Origin of the sequence: Cystobacter fuscus (assembly GCF_044360685.1) — a bacterium.
Classification (GTDB): domain Bacteria; phylum Myxococcota; class Myxococcia; order Myxococcales; family Myxococcaceae; genus Cystobacter; species Cystobacter fuscus_C.
Window position 1 is genome coordinate 6,418,554 of the sequence record NZ_CP043491.1, and the last position, 17,673, is coordinate 6,436,226.

Annotated in this window: 16 protein-coding genes; 9 read left to right on the top strand and 7 right to left on the bottom strand. The window is 69.6% G+C overall.

The genetic code is table 11. The annotated features are described in order from the left end of the window. Positions 1 to 162 precede the first annotated feature (162 nt). A complete protein-coding gene (locus tag F0U63_RS26300) occupies positions 163 to 1,176 on the top strand; it encodes a hypothetical protein (RefSeq protein WP_395833598.1) in 1,014 nt (337 codons plus the stop codon). Positions 1,177 to 1,241: 65 nt separating this feature from the next. Here F0U63_RS26300 and F0U63_RS26305 read toward each other — a convergent pair whose 3' ends face one another. Beyond that, positions 1,242 to 2,129, bottom strand: coding sequence for an SDR family NAD(P)-dependent oxidoreductase (locus tag F0U63_RS26305; protein WP_395833600.1), 888 nt, complete (start codon positions 2,127 to 2,129; stop codon positions 1,242 to 1,244). Positions 2,130 to 2,319: 190 nt separating this feature from the next. Between F0U63_RS26305 and F0U63_RS26310 the strand changes: the two genes are divergently transcribed. Beyond that, positions 2,320 to 2,778, top strand: coding sequence for a universal stress protein (locus F0U63_RS26310; RefSeq protein WP_395833602.1), 459 nt, complete (start codon positions 2,320 to 2,322; stop codon positions 2,776 to 2,778). An 18-nt stretch (positions 2,779 to 2,796) separates the two neighbouring features. Here F0U63_RS26310 and F0U63_RS26315 read toward each other — a convergent pair whose 3' ends face one another. The 4 genes from F0U63_RS26315 to F0U63_RS26330 all read right to left on the bottom strand — a co-directional run bounded on the left by F0U63_RS26315 (position 2,797) and on the right by F0U63_RS26330 (position 6,667). After that, entirely contained in the window at positions 2,797 to 3,942 is a 1,146-nt protein-coding gene (locus F0U63_RS26315; RefSeq protein WP_395833604.1) for a class I SAM-dependent methyltransferase, read from the bottom strand. A gap of 120 nt (positions 3,943 to 4,062) precedes the next feature. After that, positions 4,063 to 4,845 carry a lysophospholipid acyltransferase family protein gene (locus F0U63_RS26320; protein WP_395833606.1) on the bottom strand — a complete coding sequence of 261 codons (783 nt, stop codon included), beginning with the start codon at positions 4,843 to 4,845 and terminating at the stop codon, positions 4,063 to 4,065. 19 nt (positions 4,846 to 4,864) lie between these two features. Continuing rightward, on the bottom strand, positions 4,865 to 5,653 hold the full coding sequence (locus F0U63_RS26325; RefSeq protein WP_395833608.1) for an exodeoxyribonuclease III: 789 nt from the start codon (positions 5,651 to 5,653) through the stop codon (positions 4,865 to 4,867). A 48-nt stretch (positions 5,654 to 5,701) separates the two neighbouring features. Beyond that, complete coding sequence (locus F0U63_RS26330) at positions 5,702 to 6,667, bottom strand: alpha/beta fold hydrolase (RefSeq protein ID WP_395833610.1); 966 nt, start codon at positions 6,665 to 6,667, stop codon at positions 5,702 to 5,704. A 70-nt stretch (positions 6,668 to 6,737) separates the two neighbouring features. On the opposite strand from F0U63_RS26330, the gene F0U63_RS26335 reads away from it, so the two are divergent. The 5 genes from F0U63_RS26335 to F0U63_RS26355 all read left to right on the top strand — a co-directional run bounded on the left by F0U63_RS26335 (position 6,738) and on the right by F0U63_RS26355 (position 10,977). Beyond that, positions 6,738 to 7,739 carry an aldo/keto reductase gene (locus tag F0U63_RS26335; RefSeq protein ID WP_395833612.1) on the top strand — a complete coding sequence of 334 codons (1,002 nt, stop codon included), beginning with the start codon at positions 6,738 to 6,740 and terminating at the stop codon, positions 7,737 to 7,739. A gap of 2 nt (positions 7,740 to 7,741) precedes the next feature. Continuing rightward, complete coding sequence (locus tag F0U63_RS26340) at positions 7,742 to 8,539, top strand: phytanoyl-CoA dioxygenase family protein (protein ID WP_395833614.1); 798 nt, start codon at positions 7,742 to 7,744, stop codon at positions 8,537 to 8,539. Next, a complete protein-coding gene (locus F0U63_RS26345) occupies positions 8,536 to 8,889 on the top strand; it encodes a DUF4180 domain-containing protein (protein ID WP_395833616.1) in 354 nt (117 codons plus the stop codon). The genes F0U63_RS26340 and F0U63_RS26345 overlap by 4 nt, the downstream gene beginning before the upstream one ends. 28 nt (positions 8,890 to 8,917) lie before the next feature. Beyond that, a complete protein-coding gene (locus tag F0U63_RS26350; protein WP_395833618.1) occupies positions 8,918 to 10,246 on the top strand; it encodes a sensor histidine kinase in 1,329 nt (442 codons plus the stop codon). Between the two features lie 152 nt (positions 10,247 to 10,398). Continuing rightward, positions 10,399 to 10,977 (top strand): hypothetical protein, encoded by a 579-nt coding sequence (locus F0U63_RS26355; RefSeq protein ID WP_395833620.1) that lies wholly within the window; start codon positions 10,399 to 10,401, stop codon positions 10,975 to 10,977. A 9-nt stretch (positions 10,978 to 10,986) separates the two neighbouring features. Here F0U63_RS26355 and F0U63_RS26360 read toward each other — a convergent pair whose 3' ends face one another. After that, complete coding sequence (locus F0U63_RS26360; protein WP_395833622.1) at positions 10,987 to 13,398, bottom strand: ATP-binding protein; 2,412 nt, start codon at positions 13,396 to 13,398, stop codon at positions 10,987 to 10,989. 378 nt (positions 13,399 to 13,776) lie between these two features. Between F0U63_RS26360 and F0U63_RS26365 the strand changes: the two genes are divergently transcribed. Beyond that, positions 13,777 to 14,913: an endonuclease/exonuclease/phosphatase family protein gene (locus F0U63_RS26365; protein WP_395833624.1), complete on the top strand. Its 1,137-nt coding sequence runs from the start codon at positions 13,777 to 13,779 to the stop codon at positions 14,911 to 14,913. Positions 14,914 to 14,918: 5 nt separating this feature from the next. Next, entirely contained in the window at positions 14,919 to 15,722 is an 804-nt protein-coding gene (locus F0U63_RS26370; RefSeq protein ID WP_395833626.1) for a WbqC family protein, read from the top strand. A 25-nt stretch (positions 15,723 to 15,747) separates the two neighbouring features. Here the strand turns inward: F0U63_RS26370 and F0U63_RS26375 are convergent, their stop codons facing one another. Further along, a complete protein-coding gene (locus F0U63_RS26375) occupies positions 15,748 to 17,664 on the bottom strand; it encodes an ATPase (RefSeq protein ID WP_395833628.1) in 1,917 nt (638 codons plus the stop codon). Positions 17,665 to 17,673 lie beyond the last annotated feature (9 nt).

The window sequence follows — 17,673 nt, forward strand, 5'->3', positions numbered from 1 at the left end:
CTGCCAGGGCTGCGCGCTCCGCACGAAAGCACGTCTGGGGCCATCGAACCGTTACGTGACAAACCTCATAATCCTCATTACCTTGAGAAAGCCTGAAAGCAAGAGAGGGGCTCGAGAATGTTCCAGTGTGCATGGATGCATGGAAGGCGGAAACGAAGGACCATGGGAATCCTCGCCTTGGGGGCGCTCCTGGTTGTCGGCGGGGCGACCATGGGGGATGCCTCGGCAACGACTCCAACGACGACGACGACCACAGCATCCAGTTCCGGGAACACGTTTCCTGATCGTTGGAGTGTCGGTGCGCCGGGTGTCGGAACGTACAGCCAAACCGACGCCCATCTTCCGGTGCCGGCCGGCTACACGGAGATCTCACCACCCAACGGCGAATACGACCTCTATGACTGCGGATCCGTTGTACTCGACCACGTCTACATCCACGGATTCATCTACCTTGGAACGAACTGCTCGGGCACGGTGACGATCAAGAACTCGATCATCGCGCCTCCCGCGGGTACCAACCAACGGAGCATCCTCAACAACTCGAACGGTGGACTCACGCTCAACATCATCGACACCACCATTCGTCCGGAACCCGTGCCGTTGGGCGGAATCAACGCCGCCCTCACGGATCACGCCACGAACGGATGCGCTCCGAACTGCTACGTCAACATGAACCGTGTGGACGTGGCGAACAGTGGTGGCATGTGTCTCTGCGGGGAGAACACCCTCATCGAGAACAGCTGGCTGCACGACAACTACATCGCTCACCTGGCCGATCCATCGGAGGCGCACACGGGTGGTGTGTTCCCGTACGGAGGCAGCGGTCCGGTCACTATTCGGAACAACCGTCTCGAGCCGGGCTTCAATGCCGGGACCGGGCAACCCGTGAACAACTACTGGCAGGCGATCACCGCGGTGCTGTTCACGCAGGGATCCGGTGACACGGTGTTGCGCAACTACGTCGCCGAGGGCAACTTCCTCTCTCTCGGGGCATTCGACGTGGGGGTCGAGAACGGTGAAGGGCTCGTCTTTCGCAACAACGTGTTCGGTCCGAACCACTGGGGAGAGACCACGACGTGTAGCACGAGCTGCGGCGTCACCTACGCGGACTGGTCGGGCAACGTCAAGGGAGACATCAACGGCGTGAAGACTTCCGTGGTGGTGCCGCACCCGTAAGGCTTGAGAACGCCACCCGCGGCAGCTCGTCGCAGGTGGCGTTTTCGTCTGTCTACATCCCCAAGCTAGGCTTCGTCCCGCACGTTGCCGGGCCCACCGGCCAGCAGCAGCCCCAGAGCGGAGTCCGGATGCGCGGGCCCCAACTGCGCGGTGCCGTAGCGCAGCCGTCTCGCGGCGGGCAACCACACGGCCCGCTTCATCCTCCGGGGCAGCAGCACCGCCAGCCGCATCATCCACCGGTGCGCCCAGCCGGGGTACACCAGGGGCTCGGCGCGCTCGAAGCCGGCGAGCGCCTCGCTCGCACACCGGGCCGCCGGGATGCGCAGCCACGACGCCAACGCGCAGTCCGGTGCCTGCGCCGCCTCGTCGCCGCCGGTGTCCACGGGCCCGGGAGCCACCTGCGTCACCACCACGCCCGTCCCCAGCAGCTCCAGCCGCAGCGCCTCGGTGAAACCATCCAGGAAGCGCTGGGTGGCGGCGTAGACGGCCAGCCCCGGCACGAACGCGCTCCCCCCACCCGAGCCGATGTTGAGGATGCCTCCCCGCTTGCGCTCCACCATGCGCCGCACCAACCGGTGCGTCAGCAGCAGGGGCGCCGTCATGTTCGCCTGCACCATCTGGTGGATGCGCGGCCAGCTCTCCTGCTCGTAGAGGCCGTAGTCCCCCATGCCCGCGTTGTTCACCAGCACGTCCACCCGGATGAGGTTGCGGCGCAGCGAGTCCAACAACGCGTCCACGTGCTCAGGCTGGGAGAGATCGCACTGCTCCACCCACACCCCGAGTGTGGGGTTGAGCGCGAGCAACTCCTCTCGCAAGGCTTCCAACCGCTCGCCGCTGCGGGCGACGAGCACGAGCGTCCTCGCCCTCCTGGCGAGCTGGCGGGCGAGTTCGCGGCCAATTCCCGACGAGACACCGGTGATGAGCACGGTGCCGGAATCGATAGGTGGACGCATGGGCTCCTCTCTGGCTCGGGCAGATGGCAAAGCTAGTGCGCTCGCCTCCCGGGTGCAGACGCCCGGCTTGCCTGGAGGCCCTCCCTGCCAGTCGAGGCGGCGACATTGCGTTCACTCCGAGTCGTACCGAGGAGTAGATTGAGAAGAGCCCCCTCCTTGGTGGAGGACAGGCACACCCGGAGGGACGTCCATGAGCACGCCTACTCGCATCCTCGTGCCGGTGGATTTGATGGAGGGCTCCCAGGCCATCGTCAATTACGCGATCGACCTGGGCCGGCCATTCAACGCGGCCATCGAAGTGCTGCACGTGTGGGAGCCACCCCAGTACGTGGCGCCGGATCTGCTCGTGGCCGCACCGGGTTGGACGCCCCAGCCATTGGAGAAGGAGGCGCTCGCGGCGGCCCGGCAGTCGCTGGAGAACTTCGTCGGCACGCTCCAGGGCGCGGGCACCCTCACCCAGAAGCTGGTGATGGGCGAGCCGTCCGCGGCGGTGATCCAGGTGGCCGAGTCGGGCGGCTTCAACCTCATCGTCATGGGCACCCATGGGCGCCGGGGACTGCCGCGCCTGCTGCTGGGCAGCGTGGCGCAGCGGGTCGTCTCCCGGGCCCCCTGCCCCGTCCTCACGCTGCACGTGCCCACGACGAAGTAGGCACGCGCCGCGCGTCCGTCAGGACTTCTTGAGGTCGCGCTCGCCGAGGTTGGTGGCGCCCACCCAGCGCATGCGGTTGAAGCCATCCAGGTTCTTGTTGGCGACGATCTGGAAGCACGTGGACGAGCCCTGGGCGGCGATCTGCACGGACCAGCCCAGGAACATCTGCCAGGTGCGGAACCACCACTCGCCGTAGGTCTTCACGACCTCGGCGCGGTTGGCCATCCAGTTGTCGTACCAGCGCGAGATGGTGAGCGAGTAGTGGATGCCCACGTTCTCCACGCTGTGGATCTCGAAGCCCGCGCTCTCCAGGTTGCTCACCACGAAGGACAGCGGCATGGACGCATCCGCGCCGGGGAAGATGTACTTGTTCATGAACAGGCCCCACACGAGATCCTCGAAGTGGAAGCCCAGCGCGCCCTTCTTCGCGCGCAGTCCGGCGATCTGCAGGTAGAACAGCCCGTCGTCGGTGAGCATCCCGTGGATCTGCCGCATGAAGGCCTGGAAGTTCTTCACGCCCACGTGCTCGGCCATCTCCAGGCAGGAGATCTTGTCGTAGGGCCCCGCGGGAATGTCGCGGTAGTCCAGCGTGAGGATGCGGGCGCGCTCGCTCACGCCCATGCGGGAGATCTGCTCGGTGGCGTACGCGGCGCCCTGCTTGGCGATGGTGACGCCCGTCGCGTCCACGCCCTGGTTCTTCGCCGCCGTGGCCACCAGCGTTCCCCAGCCGCAGCCGATGTCGAGGAAGCGCTCGCCCTTGCGCAGTTGCAGCTTGTCCGCCACGAGCTGCATCTTCTGATCCTGCGCCTCTTCCAGGCTCTGGTTGGGCGAGGTGAAGAAGCCCGCCGTGTAGATCATCCGCGGGCCGAGGAACCAGCCGAAGAAGTCATTGCCGCGATCATAGTGCTCGCGGGCGATGCGCACGTCCTGCTCCTGCGAGTGGATGAGCACCTCGGGCAGGAAGCGGGTGAAGAGGAACTTGAAGTGCTCGGCGACAGGCGTGTAGTCGACCACCTTGTGCCGCTCGCGGATGAAGGCGAGGAAGTCCCCCTCGATGTCGAGGCGCTGGTTGATGTAGTCCTCGATGAGGGTCGCCATGGGGACCTTGCCCCCGGCGTAACGAGCGGTGATGGATGGGTCCTTCGGCTTCAGTCGGAACGACACGGGCGCGTCCATGCAACCTCTTGTGGATGGGCTCATCGTCCACGAGGGACGGGAGCCGGTTGGACGCGCACTCTAGGTGATGCCGCATCGCGGCGTGCAGAAAACAGCTTACCCACCGCGTTAGCGGGACTCGGCGGCCGGCGCGGGCTCGCCAGCGGGCGCGTCACTCGCGCTCGTGAGCGGCTTCAACTGCTCGCGCATCTGGAGGATCTGCTCCCGGGCCATCGTCTTGAGCCGCTCCAGGTCCGCGAGCGTCATGCCCTTGGTGGAGATGGGCGTGCCCACCGTCACCAGGGCGCGCGCGGTGGCGAAGCGCCAGGAGTGCTTGGGCAGCGCGCGGCGCGTGCCGCTCACCGCCAGGGGCAGCACGTCCGCGCCCGTCTCGATGGCCAGCCGGAAGGCACCATCCTTGAAGGGCAACAGCTCCTCGGTCTTCGAGCGCGTGCCCTCGGGGAAGATCATGATCGGCATGCCCTTGTCGAGCCAGCGCTTGCAGATGCCCATGGCCTGCACGGCCGAGTCCTTCTCGCCCCGGCGCACGGGGATGTCGCCCGCGAGCCACATGCTCCAGCCCACCACGGGAATCTTCAGCAGCGACGCCTTGGCCATCCACTTCATCTCCCAGGGCAGCATGGAGATGATGAAGGGGTCCGCGTTGGACTCGTGGTTGCTCACCACGACGGTGCGGGGCGCGGGGCGCACGTAGGTGCCATGAATGCCGAACTTCCAGAAGGGATTGAGCCGGGCGGCGGTGACGCCGATGAGCCGGAAGGCGCGCCCCGTCACCACCTTGCGCTTGTCGAACGGCCAGGTGATGACCGCCAGGGGCGCCTGGATGCAGAAGCCCGTCAACGACACCAGGCCGGTTTCCAACCACGCGTACATGGAGAGCAGTGCGTTCATGGGAGTGACCTCCGCCCTATCAGCGACGGACCTTGGGGTCTAGATCCACGCTCACCGGACAGTGATCCGAGCCGAGCACATGCGGGTGGATGGCGGCGCGCTTGACGTAGGGCATGGCCCCGGGCGAGGCGAGCGCGTAGTCCAGGCGCCAGCCCACGTTGCGCTCGCGCACCCCGAAGCGCTGGCTCCACCAGCTGTAGTGGCCGCTGCCCTTCTCGAAGTGGCGGAAGGTGTCCACCCACCCCGCGCGCAGCCAGCGGCAGAACTCCTGGCGCTCCTCCAAGAGGAAGCCACTCGTCTCCCGGTTGTCCTTGGGCCGCGCCAGATCGATCTCTTGATGCGCCGTGTTGAAGTCGCCCACCACCACGATGCGCTCGCCGTCGCGCAGGCCCTTCTCCAGGAAGTCGAAGAGACGGCGGTAGAAGGCCAGCTTGAAGGGCACGCGGCTGTTGTCGCGCTCCTTGCCGTTGCCATTGGGGAAGTAGCAGTTGACCACGGTGAGCCGGCCGAAGCGCGCCACCTGCAGCCGGCCCTCCGTGTCCATCTCCTCCACGCCCAGCACGGACACCACGTCGTCCGGCGTCTTGCGCGAGAACAACCCCACCCCGCTGTAGCCAGGACGCTTCGCCGAGACGATGTGCGCCATGCGCCACCCCTCGGGCTGGCGCACCTCCTCGGGAAGCTGCTCTTCCCGGGCGCGCACCTCCTGCACCCCCACCACGTCGGCCTTCTCGGCGGCCAACCAGTCGAGGAAGCCCTTCTTGTGGGCCGACCTCAAGCCATTCACGTTCCAGGAAACGATCCGCACGGTACGGCTTCTTTGCCCAAGCGGCCCGGCCCCGGCAAGGCTCTCTCTCTACGCCCCGCTCGGCGCCCCGCTCGTCCTGCCCGGAAAGGCCGGCCCCACGCCGTGCGCCTGACGGAAGGCCCGCACGCTCCGGGCGATCTCCTCGCCCGCCTCCAACAGCCCGGCGTGGCCCGCGTCCTCCACCAGCACCCAGTCCGCGCCGGGCAGGCACTCGCGCATGCGCGACATCTCGCGCAGCGGCACGAGCAGATCATTCCGGGCGGCGATGAGCTGCGTGGGCACCTGGAGCGTGTGCAGCACGTCCCACGAGTTCGGCCCCTCGAGCAGCCCGCGCATCGTCAGCCAGTAGGTGCGCGGATCCATGAGGCGCAGGGCCTCGAGGAACACCTGGATCTCCTCGCGAGGCGCCCGCGCCCGTAAAAGTCCCGTGACCCGGGCGAACGAATAGGCCCAGCGCGAGGCGACCAGCGGCTGGACGACGGGGGCGAGCCGGGGCACCAGGGGGGTCAACCCCGCGAAGGCCCGCGCCAGGGTGGCCTGTCCCCCCGGCAGGGGAAGCACCCATTCACGCGGGTCCGGCACGGAAGGGCTTCCCGCCACGAGCGAGACGGCGGCCACCAGCTCCGGCCGGCGCCGGTACAACTCCAACAACACCCGGACACCCATGGAGAAGGCCACGTGGTGGGGCGGGCGCCCATTGCCCTCGGCCATCACCTGTTCGGTGACGCGCTCCAGGTCGTCCACCTGGGCACGCAGCGAGTAGTCCTCACCCGGGGGCACCTCGCTCCTGCCATGGCCCCGGTAGTCCCAGTGCACCACCCGGTGATCGCGCTCCAGGTCCATGACGAGGTGACGCCAGAAGTTCTCCGTCGTTCCGATGCCATTGGTGAGCAGCACGGCCGGGCGGGACAGGAGCTCCGGAGCCGGCTCGCCCTGGGCGACGGCGTGCGTGTGATAGGCGACACGGGTCCCATCGGGCGCGGTGATGAAGCGGGTGAGGTAGCTGTAGGGCATGTGCTCCCCACCATTCTGATGCTTTCCCGGCGCCGCAAGGCCCCTCGTTCATTATCGTGCGCCACCCCTCATGACTTCCGTCACCTCCCCCTCCCCCCTCGCGCGCTGGCTCGAACCCCGTCCCCCCGGCGCGGACACCCCTCCGGCCGTCGTCGCCGTGGGAACGATGAACTTCGGAGGCCGCACGCCCGCCCCCGAGGCCCGGCGCATCGTGGAGCGCGCCCTGGAGCGCGGCGTGCCCTTCTTCGACACCTCCAATTCCTACAACCACGGTGAGGCGGAGCGCCTGCTGGGCCCGTCGCTGCGAGGCCGGCGCGAGCAGGTGGGCATCGCCACCAAGGTGGGGCTGGCGCGCATCCGGGGTAAACCCGAGGGCCTGGGCGGAGCGCATCTGGTGCGCTCGGTGGAGGAGAGCCTGAGGCGGCTGCACACGGGGTACGTGGACGTGCTCTACCTGCACGCGCCGGACGCGGCCACGCCGGTGGAGGAGACGCTCGAGGCCGTGCACGGCCTGCTCACCGCGGGCAAGGTGCGGCACTGGGGCGTGTCCAACCACGCCGCCTGGCAGATCCTCGAGCTCAACGGGCTGTGCGCCGCGCGCGGCATGCCCCGCCCGGCCATCTCCCAGGTGCTCTACAACCCGCTCGTGCGTCAGGTGGAGGTGGAGTACCTGCCCTTCACGCGCCGCCATCCCCTCCACACCACCGTCTTCAATCCGCTGGCGGGCGGGCTGCTCTCTGGCCGCTACGCACCGGGCGACACCATCGCCGCGGGCTCGCGCTTCGAGGGCAACCGCCTGTACCAGGGCCGCTACTGGTCCCCGCGGCTGCTGGACATGGCCGGGCGCCTGCGTGACGTGGCCGAGCAGGCGGGGCTGTCGCTGGTGGAGCTCGCCTATGGGTGGCTCGTGGGGCGGCCCGGGGTGGACTCGGTGCTCGCGGGCCCGGGGACGGTGGAGCACCTGGACGCCGCGTTGGACGCCTGCGCCCGGCCCCTGCCCGCGGACCTGGCCCTGCGCGTGGACGAGCTCTACCGGGAGTGGCAGGGCACGGACGCCAGTTACGTGAGGTGAACATGCTGGCGGTGGACGCGAAGACCTTCGAACTCACGGATGTGCTGGCGCACTACGCCGAGCACGGCTACGCGCGGCTGGGCCGGGTGCTCGACGCGCACGGGCTCGAGCTGCTGCGCGAGCGCGCGGATGACTTGATGCTCGGCCGGGTGAGCTACCCGGGCTTCTTCTGGCAGATGGACGCGCCCACCGGGCGCTACGAGGACGCGCCGCTGGGGCTCGGCTGGCAGGGGCCCTCGCTGGACTACCGCAAGTTGGAGAAGCTGGAGAAGGACGAGCGCTTCCTCGCATGGATGCGCAACCCCCTCTTCGAGCGCATCGCCCGCGCGCTGCTGCCGCCCGGAGACATCTCGCTCTATCGGGCCATCCTCTTCCACAAGGGCCAGCGCGGCGGCAGCGAGGTGCCCTGGCACCAGGACGGGGGCAAGCTGTGGGGCCTCACCAAGGATCCCGAGCTCCAGGTGTGGACGGCGCTGGATGACGCACCTCGGGAGGGCGGCTGTCTGGAAGTGGTGCCCGGCAGCCACCGCTGGGGCCTGGCCACGCCGCTCGGAGGGGTGGTGCCCGCGGATCAGGTGGCGGCCCGGAGCGCCGAGCGCCTCGGGGTGGCCCTGCCGGTGGAGGCCGGGGAAGTGGTGTTGCTGCACAATTATGTCTGGCATCGCTCGGGGCCGAGCCGCACGGGCCAACGCCGCCGGGGCTTCTCCGCCTGCTATATGGACGCGGCCACCCACTGCGTGCGCAAGAAGAAGGCTCCCCGGAGCTTCTTCCCCCTCTTCCGCGCTGGAGAGCGCCCATGACGGCTCATACCTTCGAACTCAACGGAGTCCGCGTCCTCGAACTGCCCGCCGAGGGCCCCCGGCTCCGGGAGGCCCTCGAGCTCATCGCCCTGGCCTCCGAGCACCAGGCCGACCTGGTGGCCATCCCCGCCGGGCGCCTGGACGAGGACTTCTTCAAGCTGGCCTCGGGGGTGGCCGGAGAGCTCGTCCAGAAGTTCGTCAACTACCGCCTGCGGCTCGCCATCCTGGGTGACATCTCCGCCCGGGTGGCGGAGAGCAACGCCCTGCGCGGCTTCGTCATCGAGGCGAACCGCGGCCAGCAGCTCTGGTTCCTGGAGGATCGCGAGGCCCTGGCGGCGCGCCTCCGCTGATCCGGAAAGTGGTAGACTTCAGGGCTGAATGAAGTCAGACGGTTCGGCGCAGCGTGCCCTGTTCCAGGTGAAGAGGAACAACTACTTCATCTGCGCGGCCCTGTTGTTGGTTTGCGGTGCGCTGCTCCACCTGCCGGTGTTCGCCACCTATGTCCGGCTCGTGCCAATGCTGCTCGCCTGGGCGGTGGGCTTCGTGGCGCTCGGCGCGGGGGTGGGCGCCGGATGGATTCCGGTGAAGGTCTCGGGTGTGTGCGCGGGGATCATCGGCATCCTCGCCAACACGTGGTTCATCCACCTCACCGGAGGGCTGAACAGTCCCTTCTTCCCGGCGCTCGCGACCATACCGTTGCTCATCGCCATGTACACCCCGGATGCCTGGTGGCCCACGCTGGTGAGCGGCACGGCCATGCTGGGCTCGGTGGCGTTCCTGGACAGGATGGCCCACCTGCCGGTGGAGGTGATGGTGCCGCAGCTGCTCACCCTCGCCATCATTGGTGGGGTGGCCCTCTTTGGTTCGCGCACCTACCGGCGCATGTGGGACGCCCAGAAGGCGGCGCAGCAGGAGCGCGTGCACGCGCTGGAGCAGCTCGCGGAGAGCGAGCGCCGCCGGGTGCGTGTCGAGCGCGAGCGCGCCGAGGTGGAGCGGCTGGTGTTGGTGGGGCAGCTGGCCGCCGGGGTGGCACACGAGGTGAACAATCCCCTGTCCTTCGTGAAGTCCAACCTGAGCTACCTGGAGCGCGAGGCGAGGGCCTTCGACACGGAGCTGGACCGGGCGGAGCTGTGTGACGTGCTCGCCGAGACCCGGCATGGAGTGATGCGCATCGAGCAGATCGTCACGGATCTGCGCGGCTTCTCCCGCGGGGACGAGGGCGGCCAGGAGGAGGGGAAGCCGGAAGAAGCGCTGAACGAGGCGAGGCGGCTGGCCTCGGTGCGCCTGCGCAACCTGGCCGAGGTGACGGTGGATGTGTCTCCGGGGTTGCCGCCAGTCCAACTGGGGCATCGGCACATGGTGCAGGTGCTCCTGAACCTGCTGGTCAACGCCGCGGACGCGGTGGAGCTGGTGACGCCCTCGCGTCCAGCCCACATCGGTGTGGGGGCGCGGCGGGTGGACGGTGGGGTGCGGGTGGTGGTGGAGGACAATGGCCCGGGGTTTCCTCCCGAGGTGCTGTCGCGGCTCTTCGAGCCCTTCTTCACCACCAAGCCGCCGGGGAAGGGCACCGGGTTGGGGCTCGCCCTGTGCCGGGAGTACGTCACGCGCAGCGGCGGCACCCTTCACGCGGAAAACCGCGCCGAGGGCGGTGCCCGCTTCGTCCTGATGCTGCCCGTGTGCCTGGAGCGTCCCCCGGCAAGAGCGTGACTCCGAGGCCGCCCGGCTTCGCCCGCCTGTCTGGTGGGTGGCACGAGGCCCTGGCTCGCCTGCCCCGCGTCCTGGCATCCAGCGGCCACGGTGTGGCACATCGCGGCAGGGAGCCCTACCCTGGCCTGTCACCGCCACACAGGAGCGCTGCCATGGGACTGATGGATCGCATCTTCGGACGGGGTTCCTCGCCTTCGGTGCCTTCGGCCCGCCCGGCTGCGGCGAGCGCGGGTTCCGCCGATGATCAGGCGCTGGCCCGCTATCGCTACCTGCTCCGGACGGCGCCTCCCGAGGCGATCGAGCAGGCGCACGCCGAGGCCTTCGCGCAGCTCACGCCCGAGCAGCGCACCCGGGCCCTGCGCGAGCTGAGCGAGCAACTGCCCCCGTCGGAGCGGGGCCCGGCCTCCCAGGACGCCGATCCCCGGGCACTCGCGCGGATGGCGACCCGCGCCGAGCTGCGCCAGCCGGGCTTCATGGAGCGCACCTTCGGGGGTGGCGGCTTCGGGAGCATGCTGGCCGGCAGTCTGCTCGGGAGCATCGCCGGCAACTTCATCGGCACGGCGATCGCCCACCAGTTCCTCGGTGGCTTCGACGGCTTCGACGGAAGCGAGCCGGGCGATTTCGACGCCACCCAGGCGGAGGCCTCGGGCCTGGAGGAGGACGGGGGCGGCTTCGACGACAGTGGCTTCGACGACGGGGGCGGCTTCGACGGGGACAGCCTCGACGTGTGACGCCGCGCCCTACCCGCCCAGCGCCGTCTTCAGCTTGCTCTTGCGGATGGCCGGCAGGCTGATACGGAAGGTGCTGCCCTTGCCCACCTCGCTGCTCGCGGTGATCTCCCCGCCAAAGCCGGTGATGATGCCGTGGCAGATGGACAGCCCCAGGCCCGTGCCCACGCCCACCGGCTTGGTGGTGAAGAACGGATCGAAGATGCGGCTGAGCACCTCGGGCGCCATGCCGCACCCGGTGTCGCGCACCTCGAGGATGGCGTGGTCGCTCTCCGCGCGCAGCACGACGCGGATCTCGTTCTTGTCCGGCTGGCCCGCGCTGATGGCATGCGCGGCGTTGATGAGCAGGTTGAGCACCACCTGACCGAAGCGCGCCTCGCTGCCCTCCACGAGCGGCACGTCGGACATCTCCTTGACCACTGTGGCGCGGTGGCGCAGCTCGCCGCGCGCCAGCGCCAGCGCCGAGTCGATGACGCGCCGCAGGTCCACCGCCGTGGGCAGCTCCTCGTCTCCGCGCGAGAACGTCTTCAGGTCCTGCACGATGAGCCGCACGCGGTTGACGCCCTCGTTCGTCTCCTCCAGCACCTCCTCCAGCTCGCTCAGGCGGCCCGGGGGCAGCAGCTCGGTGATGGCGTGCAGCTCCTCGGTGAGGAAGGACAGGTTGGAGATGACGAAGGCGAGCGGGTTGTTGATTTCGTGCGCCACGCCCGCCGCGAGCGTACCCACCGACGCGAGCCGATCGGCCACGACGAGCCGCGCCTGGATCTGCCTGCGCTCGGTGAGGTCGCGCGCGCTGATGATCGTCGCGGGCTGGCCGGCGAAGACGAGCCGCAGGCTGCTGATCTCCGCGGTGAGTACGCCACCGTCCGGAGGCAGGAAGCGCACCTCGCGCACGCGCAGCGAGGTGCGGCCGGGCAGCATGCCATCCAGCGTGCCGGCCGCGGCGGCGCGGTCATCCGGGTGGATGAAGTCCAGCAGGGAGCGGCCCACCAGCTCGCTGGCCTTGAGGCGCAGGAACGAGCACGCCGACGGGTTCACGTACAAGAGCGGCCCGCCGCGGTGCACGAAGATGGCCTCGGGCGAGCCCTCGATGAGGGCGCGGAAGCTCTCCTCGGAGCGGCGCAGCGCCTCCTCCGCGGCCTTGCGCTCGGTGATGTCGAAGGACACGCCCCCGAGGAAGCGCCGGCCCGAGCTGTCGCGGGCGATGAAGCGGTAGGTGAGGAACTGCCGCGGCTCGCCCTCGGGCGTGGGGATCATGCTCTCGGAGACCGAGGGCTGACCGGACTTGAACGCCTGATCGTCCTGCTCGCTCAGCAGGGTGACCGTCTCCGGCGGCATGAGCTGCTCGTCGGGGATGGTGCTCACGTCGGTGCCGGGCGCCAGCGCGAAGAAGCGCCGGAAGGGCTCGTTGACGAAGACGCGCCGGCCGCTCTCGTCCTTCATGTACGCGAGCGCCGGGTTGTTGTTGAGGAAGGAGTCGAAGAGGTGCTGGCTCTCCTGGAGCGCGGTGACGATGGAGGCCACCTCCGTCATCAGCGCCTGCTTCGCGGCGTGCTCGGCGGCGTTGCCCATGGCGGCGCCGAGCAGGCCCGCCATCAGCTCCAGCGTGCGCTCGTCCGAGTCCACGAAGGCATAGGGCACCTGCGACACGATGCTCAGCACGCCCACCGTCTGGTTGTCGCGCTTGAGCGGCACGTTGAGCATGGAGCGCACCTTGAGCCGGCGCGCCACGTCGAAGTTGGCCCGCGGGTCGCGCTCGGCGTCGTCCGTGCGCATCACCTGCCCGCGCAGCACGCTCGAGCCCGCCATGGTGCTGCCCACCGGCAGCCGCGCGCCCTCGAACTGCTTCGAGTAGCCCGTGCAGACGCGGTAGTACATCTCGTCGCCCTCGATGATGCCCACCGCCGCGCCGCCCGCGCCGCAGAGGATCATCGCGCGCTCGGAGATGAGCCGCATCACCACCTCCAGATCCAACCCCGCCAGCGCGATGTCGTTCTGGGTCTGGATGATGGCCGCCAGCCGCTCGATCTCCCCGCGCGCCGACTCCTCGTGGGATTGCCGGCGCATGAACGCGTAGCAGCGGCGCTCGAACAGGGTGATGCGCGCGCGGATGTCCGCCGGATGGAAGGGCGCCACCAGGTAGTCGTCCACGCCGATTTCCATCAGCGGGGACAACTCCTCATCGGCGAGGCTCGCGGCCATGCCGATCATGGACACCTCGGCGGCGCGGATCTGCGCGCGCAGGCGGGTGAACCACTCGGATTTCTCGCGAACCTGTTCGGCGCCGACGACCAGGACGTCCACCAGGGAGATGGTGGCGGCCGTCACCTCGGGACCCGAGGCCACCACGACCTCGTGCCCCATCTGGGCGAGTTCCGACCCGATGGGATGGTCACCGTCGCGGCTGAGAAGGAGAAAGCGCATGGAAGCGGAGGCGAATCCGGGGAGAGCGGAAGATTGAAGGAGTAAGGCCCTTGCCGTCCACCCCGGCGTGCCGGATTCCGGGGGGGAGTCCCCTGTTTTCACGCAAGCCTACCCCCGTTCTCCAGTCCGAGGGGAGTGGACGTTGGTCGATCCCAGATGATCGCCAGCCAGCCGCCCCCCCCCACGAGTGCTCTGTGGCCGACGATCGAGCCGTCTCCTCCTACGCACTGGGGCACGCGGGGCGGCGGAAAATGACGCGGCCCGCCTGCGCACCCGGACCGGACGGCCTATCTCAAGCCGACCCACGCGGCGAGTGCTGGTGCCGCGGGGGCCAGGTGCATGCTCTGGACGGGGGCGGGTCCGGGGGAAGGTGACAGAATGAAGTACATCCTCGCGGTGGGGATCTCGATGATGGTGTTCGGCGCCTTCCAGGTGTCGACACTGCCCCAGACGGCGGAGCCGCGCGAGGAGAGCGCGTCCGCCGTCCTCTTCGTCCCGGGTGCCCTCACGGTCATGACGCGCAGCCTCGGCACGGAGCTGAGCGGGGAGCGGGTCCTGCAAGCCCCTCACGCGGCGTACGTGCCCACCCGTGCGGCGGAGCTGTTTGGCCGCCAACCGGATGCCTCCTCGCGCGCCCGGACGCTCGCGGATGAGGTCCAATACGCCCGGCCGCACCTCATTGGCCTGCAGCAGGTGACCGAGCTGAGGATCCAATCCCCCGGGGACGCGCTTTTCGGGGGCAGCGAGCCGGCGCGGACGCCCTACCTGGATCCGCTCCCCCTGCTGCTCGGCGAACTGGAGGCACGGGGCCTGCACTACCGGGAGGTCGCCCGGGTGCGCAACACGGACGTAGAGGTGCCCCTGCGCCGGGGGCCGGAGCCGACCTTCGACGATCTGCGCCTGACGGACTTCGACATCATCCTCGCGCGCTCGGACGTGACGGTGAGCCAGGTGCGCACGGGCAACTACCTGGCGCGCCGCGAGGTGAAGCTGCCGCGCATGGAGCCGGTGGAGTTGACGCGCGGGTGGGTGTCGGTGGCGGCCGAGGTGGAGGGGCAGCACTACCGCTTCGTCAGCACGCACCTGGAGCCCGCGCCGGGCGAGGAGGGCCTGCGCGTGCAGCTCGCGCAGGCCGAGGAGCTGATCGGCTCGCTGCGGGGCGAGACGCTGCCGGTGGTGCTGGTGGGGGACTTCAACTCGCCGGCGAACCTGGGGCTGGTGGGCGCGCCCACCTACCGGGAGCTGCTGCTCGCGGGCTACGTGGACGTGTGGACGCGCCGCCTGGGAGGCGCGCTCGCCTCGGGAGGAGGCCTGACGCTGGGGATGACGGCCATGGAGGAGCGGCTCAACCTGGTGCTGGTGCGCACGCCCGTGTCACCCGCGCCCCGGCAGCTCGGCCCGGTGCTGGCCTATGGCGTGGGGGAGCTGCACGAGCGGCGGCGCTTCGGGCCCTGGCGCACGGACCTGTCCGGCGTGGTGGCGCGCCTGCGCATGCCCGTGTCCGCGCACAACTGAGTACAGTGGCGGCCGTGAGCGCGCCGTCCCGAGTCCTCGTCGCCGAGCAACCCCACTACCTGCCGTGGCTGGACTTCCACGAGCAGCTCGCGCGGGCGGACACGCTGGTGGTGCTGGACAACGTGCAGTGGCTGCGGCGGGGCTGGCAGCGCCGCGCGCGGGTGGCCCTGCCCTCCGGCACTCCCCTGCCCCCGCCCACCGAGCCCGCCTACCAGTGGCTGACGATTCCCCTCGAGGGCGCCCACCGCGACACGCGCATTGGCGAGCTGGCGGTGGACACGAGCCAACCCTGGACGCGCAAGCACCTGGCCACGTTGACGATGCTCTACGGCCGCAGGCCCTACTTCCGCTCCCAGGTGCTGCCCCGGCTGGAGCGCTTCTATGCCGCGGCGGCCGGTGAGCGCGGCCCCGGCTCGCTCCTGCGCACGCTGCTCTCGAGCATGACGCTCTTCGCCGAGCCCCTGGGGCTCGCGCCGCGCGTGGTGCTCGCCTCGAGCCTCGAGCGCTCGCTGCCGGAGAAGACCGAGCGCCTGGCGGACTACTGCGTCCAGCTCGGCCAGGACACGTACTACTCGGCGGTGGGCTCGCTCTACCTGCGGCCGGGCCCCTTCCGGGAGCGCGACGTGCGCCTGCTGTGGCAGAAGTTCCGCTATCCCGCGTACGACCAGGGCCGCTCCGGCGAGCGCTTCGTGGTGGGCCTGTCCATCGTGGACGTGCTGTCCAACGTCCCCGTGGACACGGTGCGCGAGTGGCTCGCGCCCAGCCCCTGGGGCCCCTTCGCCCGGCCCGCTCCGGAGCCGGAGCGCTGAGGCTCCAGGCGCTCCGGAGGCCCGCTCAGGATGCCGGGGTGCCGTCCTTGTCGAAGCGCACGAAGTAGCTGCGCACCGCGGCATCCACCAGCTCCTCGGAGAGCCGGGGCGACTCGCCGTGGTAGTGCGCCATGTCGATCATCTGATCCAACAAGTCGCGCGGCTGGCACGCCGCGAAGGGGCGGCTGTTGGGCGTGTAGTGGGTGTCGATGAGGTACTGCACGACGTCGGCGTCGTAGTCCACGCCCCGCTTGCGGCACATCACCTCGAAGATCTGATGGAACAGATCCTCGTCTGGCCGCTGCACCTCGAGCTTGTAGCGCACGCGGCGCAGGAAGGCGTCGTCGACGAGCTCGCTCGGATCCAGGTTGGTGGAGAAGGCGGAGAACACGTCGAAGGGCACCTGCACCTTCTTGCCCGTGTGCAGCGTGAGCATGTCCACGTCGCTCTCCAGCGGGACGATCCACCGGTTGAGCAAGTCCTTGGGCGACACCTTCTGACGGCCGAAGTCGTCGACGAGGAGCATCCCGTTGGTGGCCTTCATCTGGAAGGGCGCCTCGTAGTACTTGACCTCGGGGGAGTACACGAGATCGAGCATCTCCAGCGTGAGCTCACCGCCGACGACGACGAGGGGCCGGTGGCAGCGCACCCAGCGTCTGTCGTAGGGCTGGGCACCGGCCTCCTCCTCCACGGGCTTGTGCAGGATGTTGTCGTAGATGCGGACGATGAAGTCGTCGATGAGGATGGCGTGGGGGATGAAGATGTCCCCGTCGAAGCAGTTGACCATGCCCTGGCAGATGGCCGTCTTGCCGTTGCCCGGGGGCCCATAGAAGAAGATGGCGCGTCCGGAGTTCATCGCCGGGCCGATGCCGTCGAAGATGTAGTCGCGGATGATGAGGTCGCCGAACTTGTCCTCCATCCGCTGGCGGGTAATGCGGTTGCCGCGGATGGTCTGCTTCTTCACGGCGCTGATCCACTCCTGGAGCGTGACGGGAGCGGGGCCGTTGTAGCGGTTGCGATCGAGGATCTGCCGCAGCACGTCCGTGGCGAACGTGGTGAGCTGGTAGATCATCGTGGACTTGCCGAGCCCCGAGCCGCCACCGCCGCGGATGTCGATGTACTTCTGGCGGCGCAGACCCTCGAGCACGTCATCCACCACGGAGGTGGGCAGCTTGAGGCGGTTGGCGATGTCCATGCCCCGCATCTCGCCCGCGTAGAAGATGGCCTTGAGGACGAGCTCCTCCACCATGCTGGCGGTGAGGCCGGACTCCTCGAGCGTGCGCGGCTGGGCGGGCCAGAAGCGAGCACCCTCGGGCGGCTCTCCCGCCTCGGGGGGGAGGACGCGGCGCGACGTACCGGTGCTGGTGCGGCGCTCGGGCCCGGCGGGGTTGCCGCTCGAGGGGCCCGTGCGGCGCTCGACGGCGCCGGAGGACGGCTCCGAGGGCGGCGGCGGAGGACCCGGACGGCGCGAGTCGACCACCACCGACGGCGGATCCGCGCCGGGGCCCGGCGGGGTGGCGCGGCGCGGCGGCTCGGCGAAGGGAGGAGGCGTGTCCAGGCGCGGCGCGGCAGGCGTCGTGCGCCGCTCCGGCGGCCCGCCCGCGACCTCCGAGGCGGGCGGCGGTGGAGGGGCGCGGCCGACCACGGTCTCCATCCCCGTCAGGCTCCGGCGGGGCTCGGCCGGGGGGGAGGGCCGGCGCTCGAGGAAGGCACTGGGACCGGGGGGACGGCGCTCGGTCGCCGTCAGGGTGGGCGGAGTCCGTGGCGGTCCCGGGGGCGCGCCGAGACCAGGAGTCGGCCGGGTCCGGGGAGGCGAGGAGAGAGGGCCCGCCGCGGCCGTGGGAATCTCCTGGGGAGTGAGGGTGCGGCTGGTGTCTCGCTCGCTGTCGTCGGGGGACTCGAATCCGGGGGGACTCGCCCCCGGCCTCCGCTGCTCGGCCATGCGTGCTCC

Coding starts and splice junctions, on each gene's coding strand:
- F0U63_RS26310 (WP_395833602.1), top strand. CDS start 2,320: ATGAGCACGCCTACTCGCATCCTCGTGCCGGTGGATTTGATGGAGGGC.
- F0U63_RS26365 (WP_395833624.1), top strand. CDS start 13,777: ATGAAGTACATCCTCGCGGTGGGGATCTCGATGATGGTGTTCGGCGCC.
- F0U63_RS26375 (WP_395833628.1), bottom strand. CDS start 17,664: ATGGCCGAGCAGCGGAGGCCGGGGGCGAGTCCCCCCGGATTCGAGTCC.
- F0U63_RS26340 (WP_395833614.1), top strand. CDS start 7,742: ATGCTGGCGGTGGACGCGAAGACCTTCGAACTCACGGATGTGCTGGCG.
- F0U63_RS26330 (WP_395833610.1), bottom strand. CDS start 6,667: ATGCCCTACAGCTACCTCACCCGCTTCATCACCGCGCCCGATGGGACC.
- F0U63_RS26300 (WP_395833598.1), top strand. CDS start 163: ATGGGAATCCTCGCCTTGGGGGCGCTCCTGGTTGTCGGCGGGGCGACC.
- F0U63_RS26360 (WP_395833622.1), bottom strand. CDS start 13,398: ATGCGCTTTCTCCTTCTCAGCCGCGACGGTGACCATCCCATCGGGTCG.
- F0U63_RS26305 (WP_395833600.1), bottom strand. CDS start 2,129: ATGCGTCCACCTATCGATTCCGGCACCGTGCTCATCACCGGTGTCTCG.
- F0U63_RS26350 (WP_395833618.1), top strand. CDS start 8,918: ATGAAGTCAGACGGTTCGGCGCAGCGTGCCCTGTTCCAGGTGAAGAGG.
- F0U63_RS26355 (WP_395833620.1), top strand. CDS start 10,399: ATGGGACTGATGGATCGCATCTTCGGACGGGGTTCCTCGCCTTCGGTG.
- F0U63_RS26345 (WP_395833616.1), top strand. CDS start 8,536: ATGACGGCTCATACCTTCGAACTCAACGGAGTCCGCGTCCTCGAACTG.
- F0U63_RS26335 (WP_395833612.1), top strand. CDS start 6,738: ATGACTTCCGTCACCTCCCCCTCCCCCCTCGCGCGCTGGCTCGAACCC.
- F0U63_RS26320 (WP_395833606.1), bottom strand. CDS start 4,845: ATGAACGCACTGCTCTCCATGTACGCGTGGTTGGAAACCGGCCTGGTG.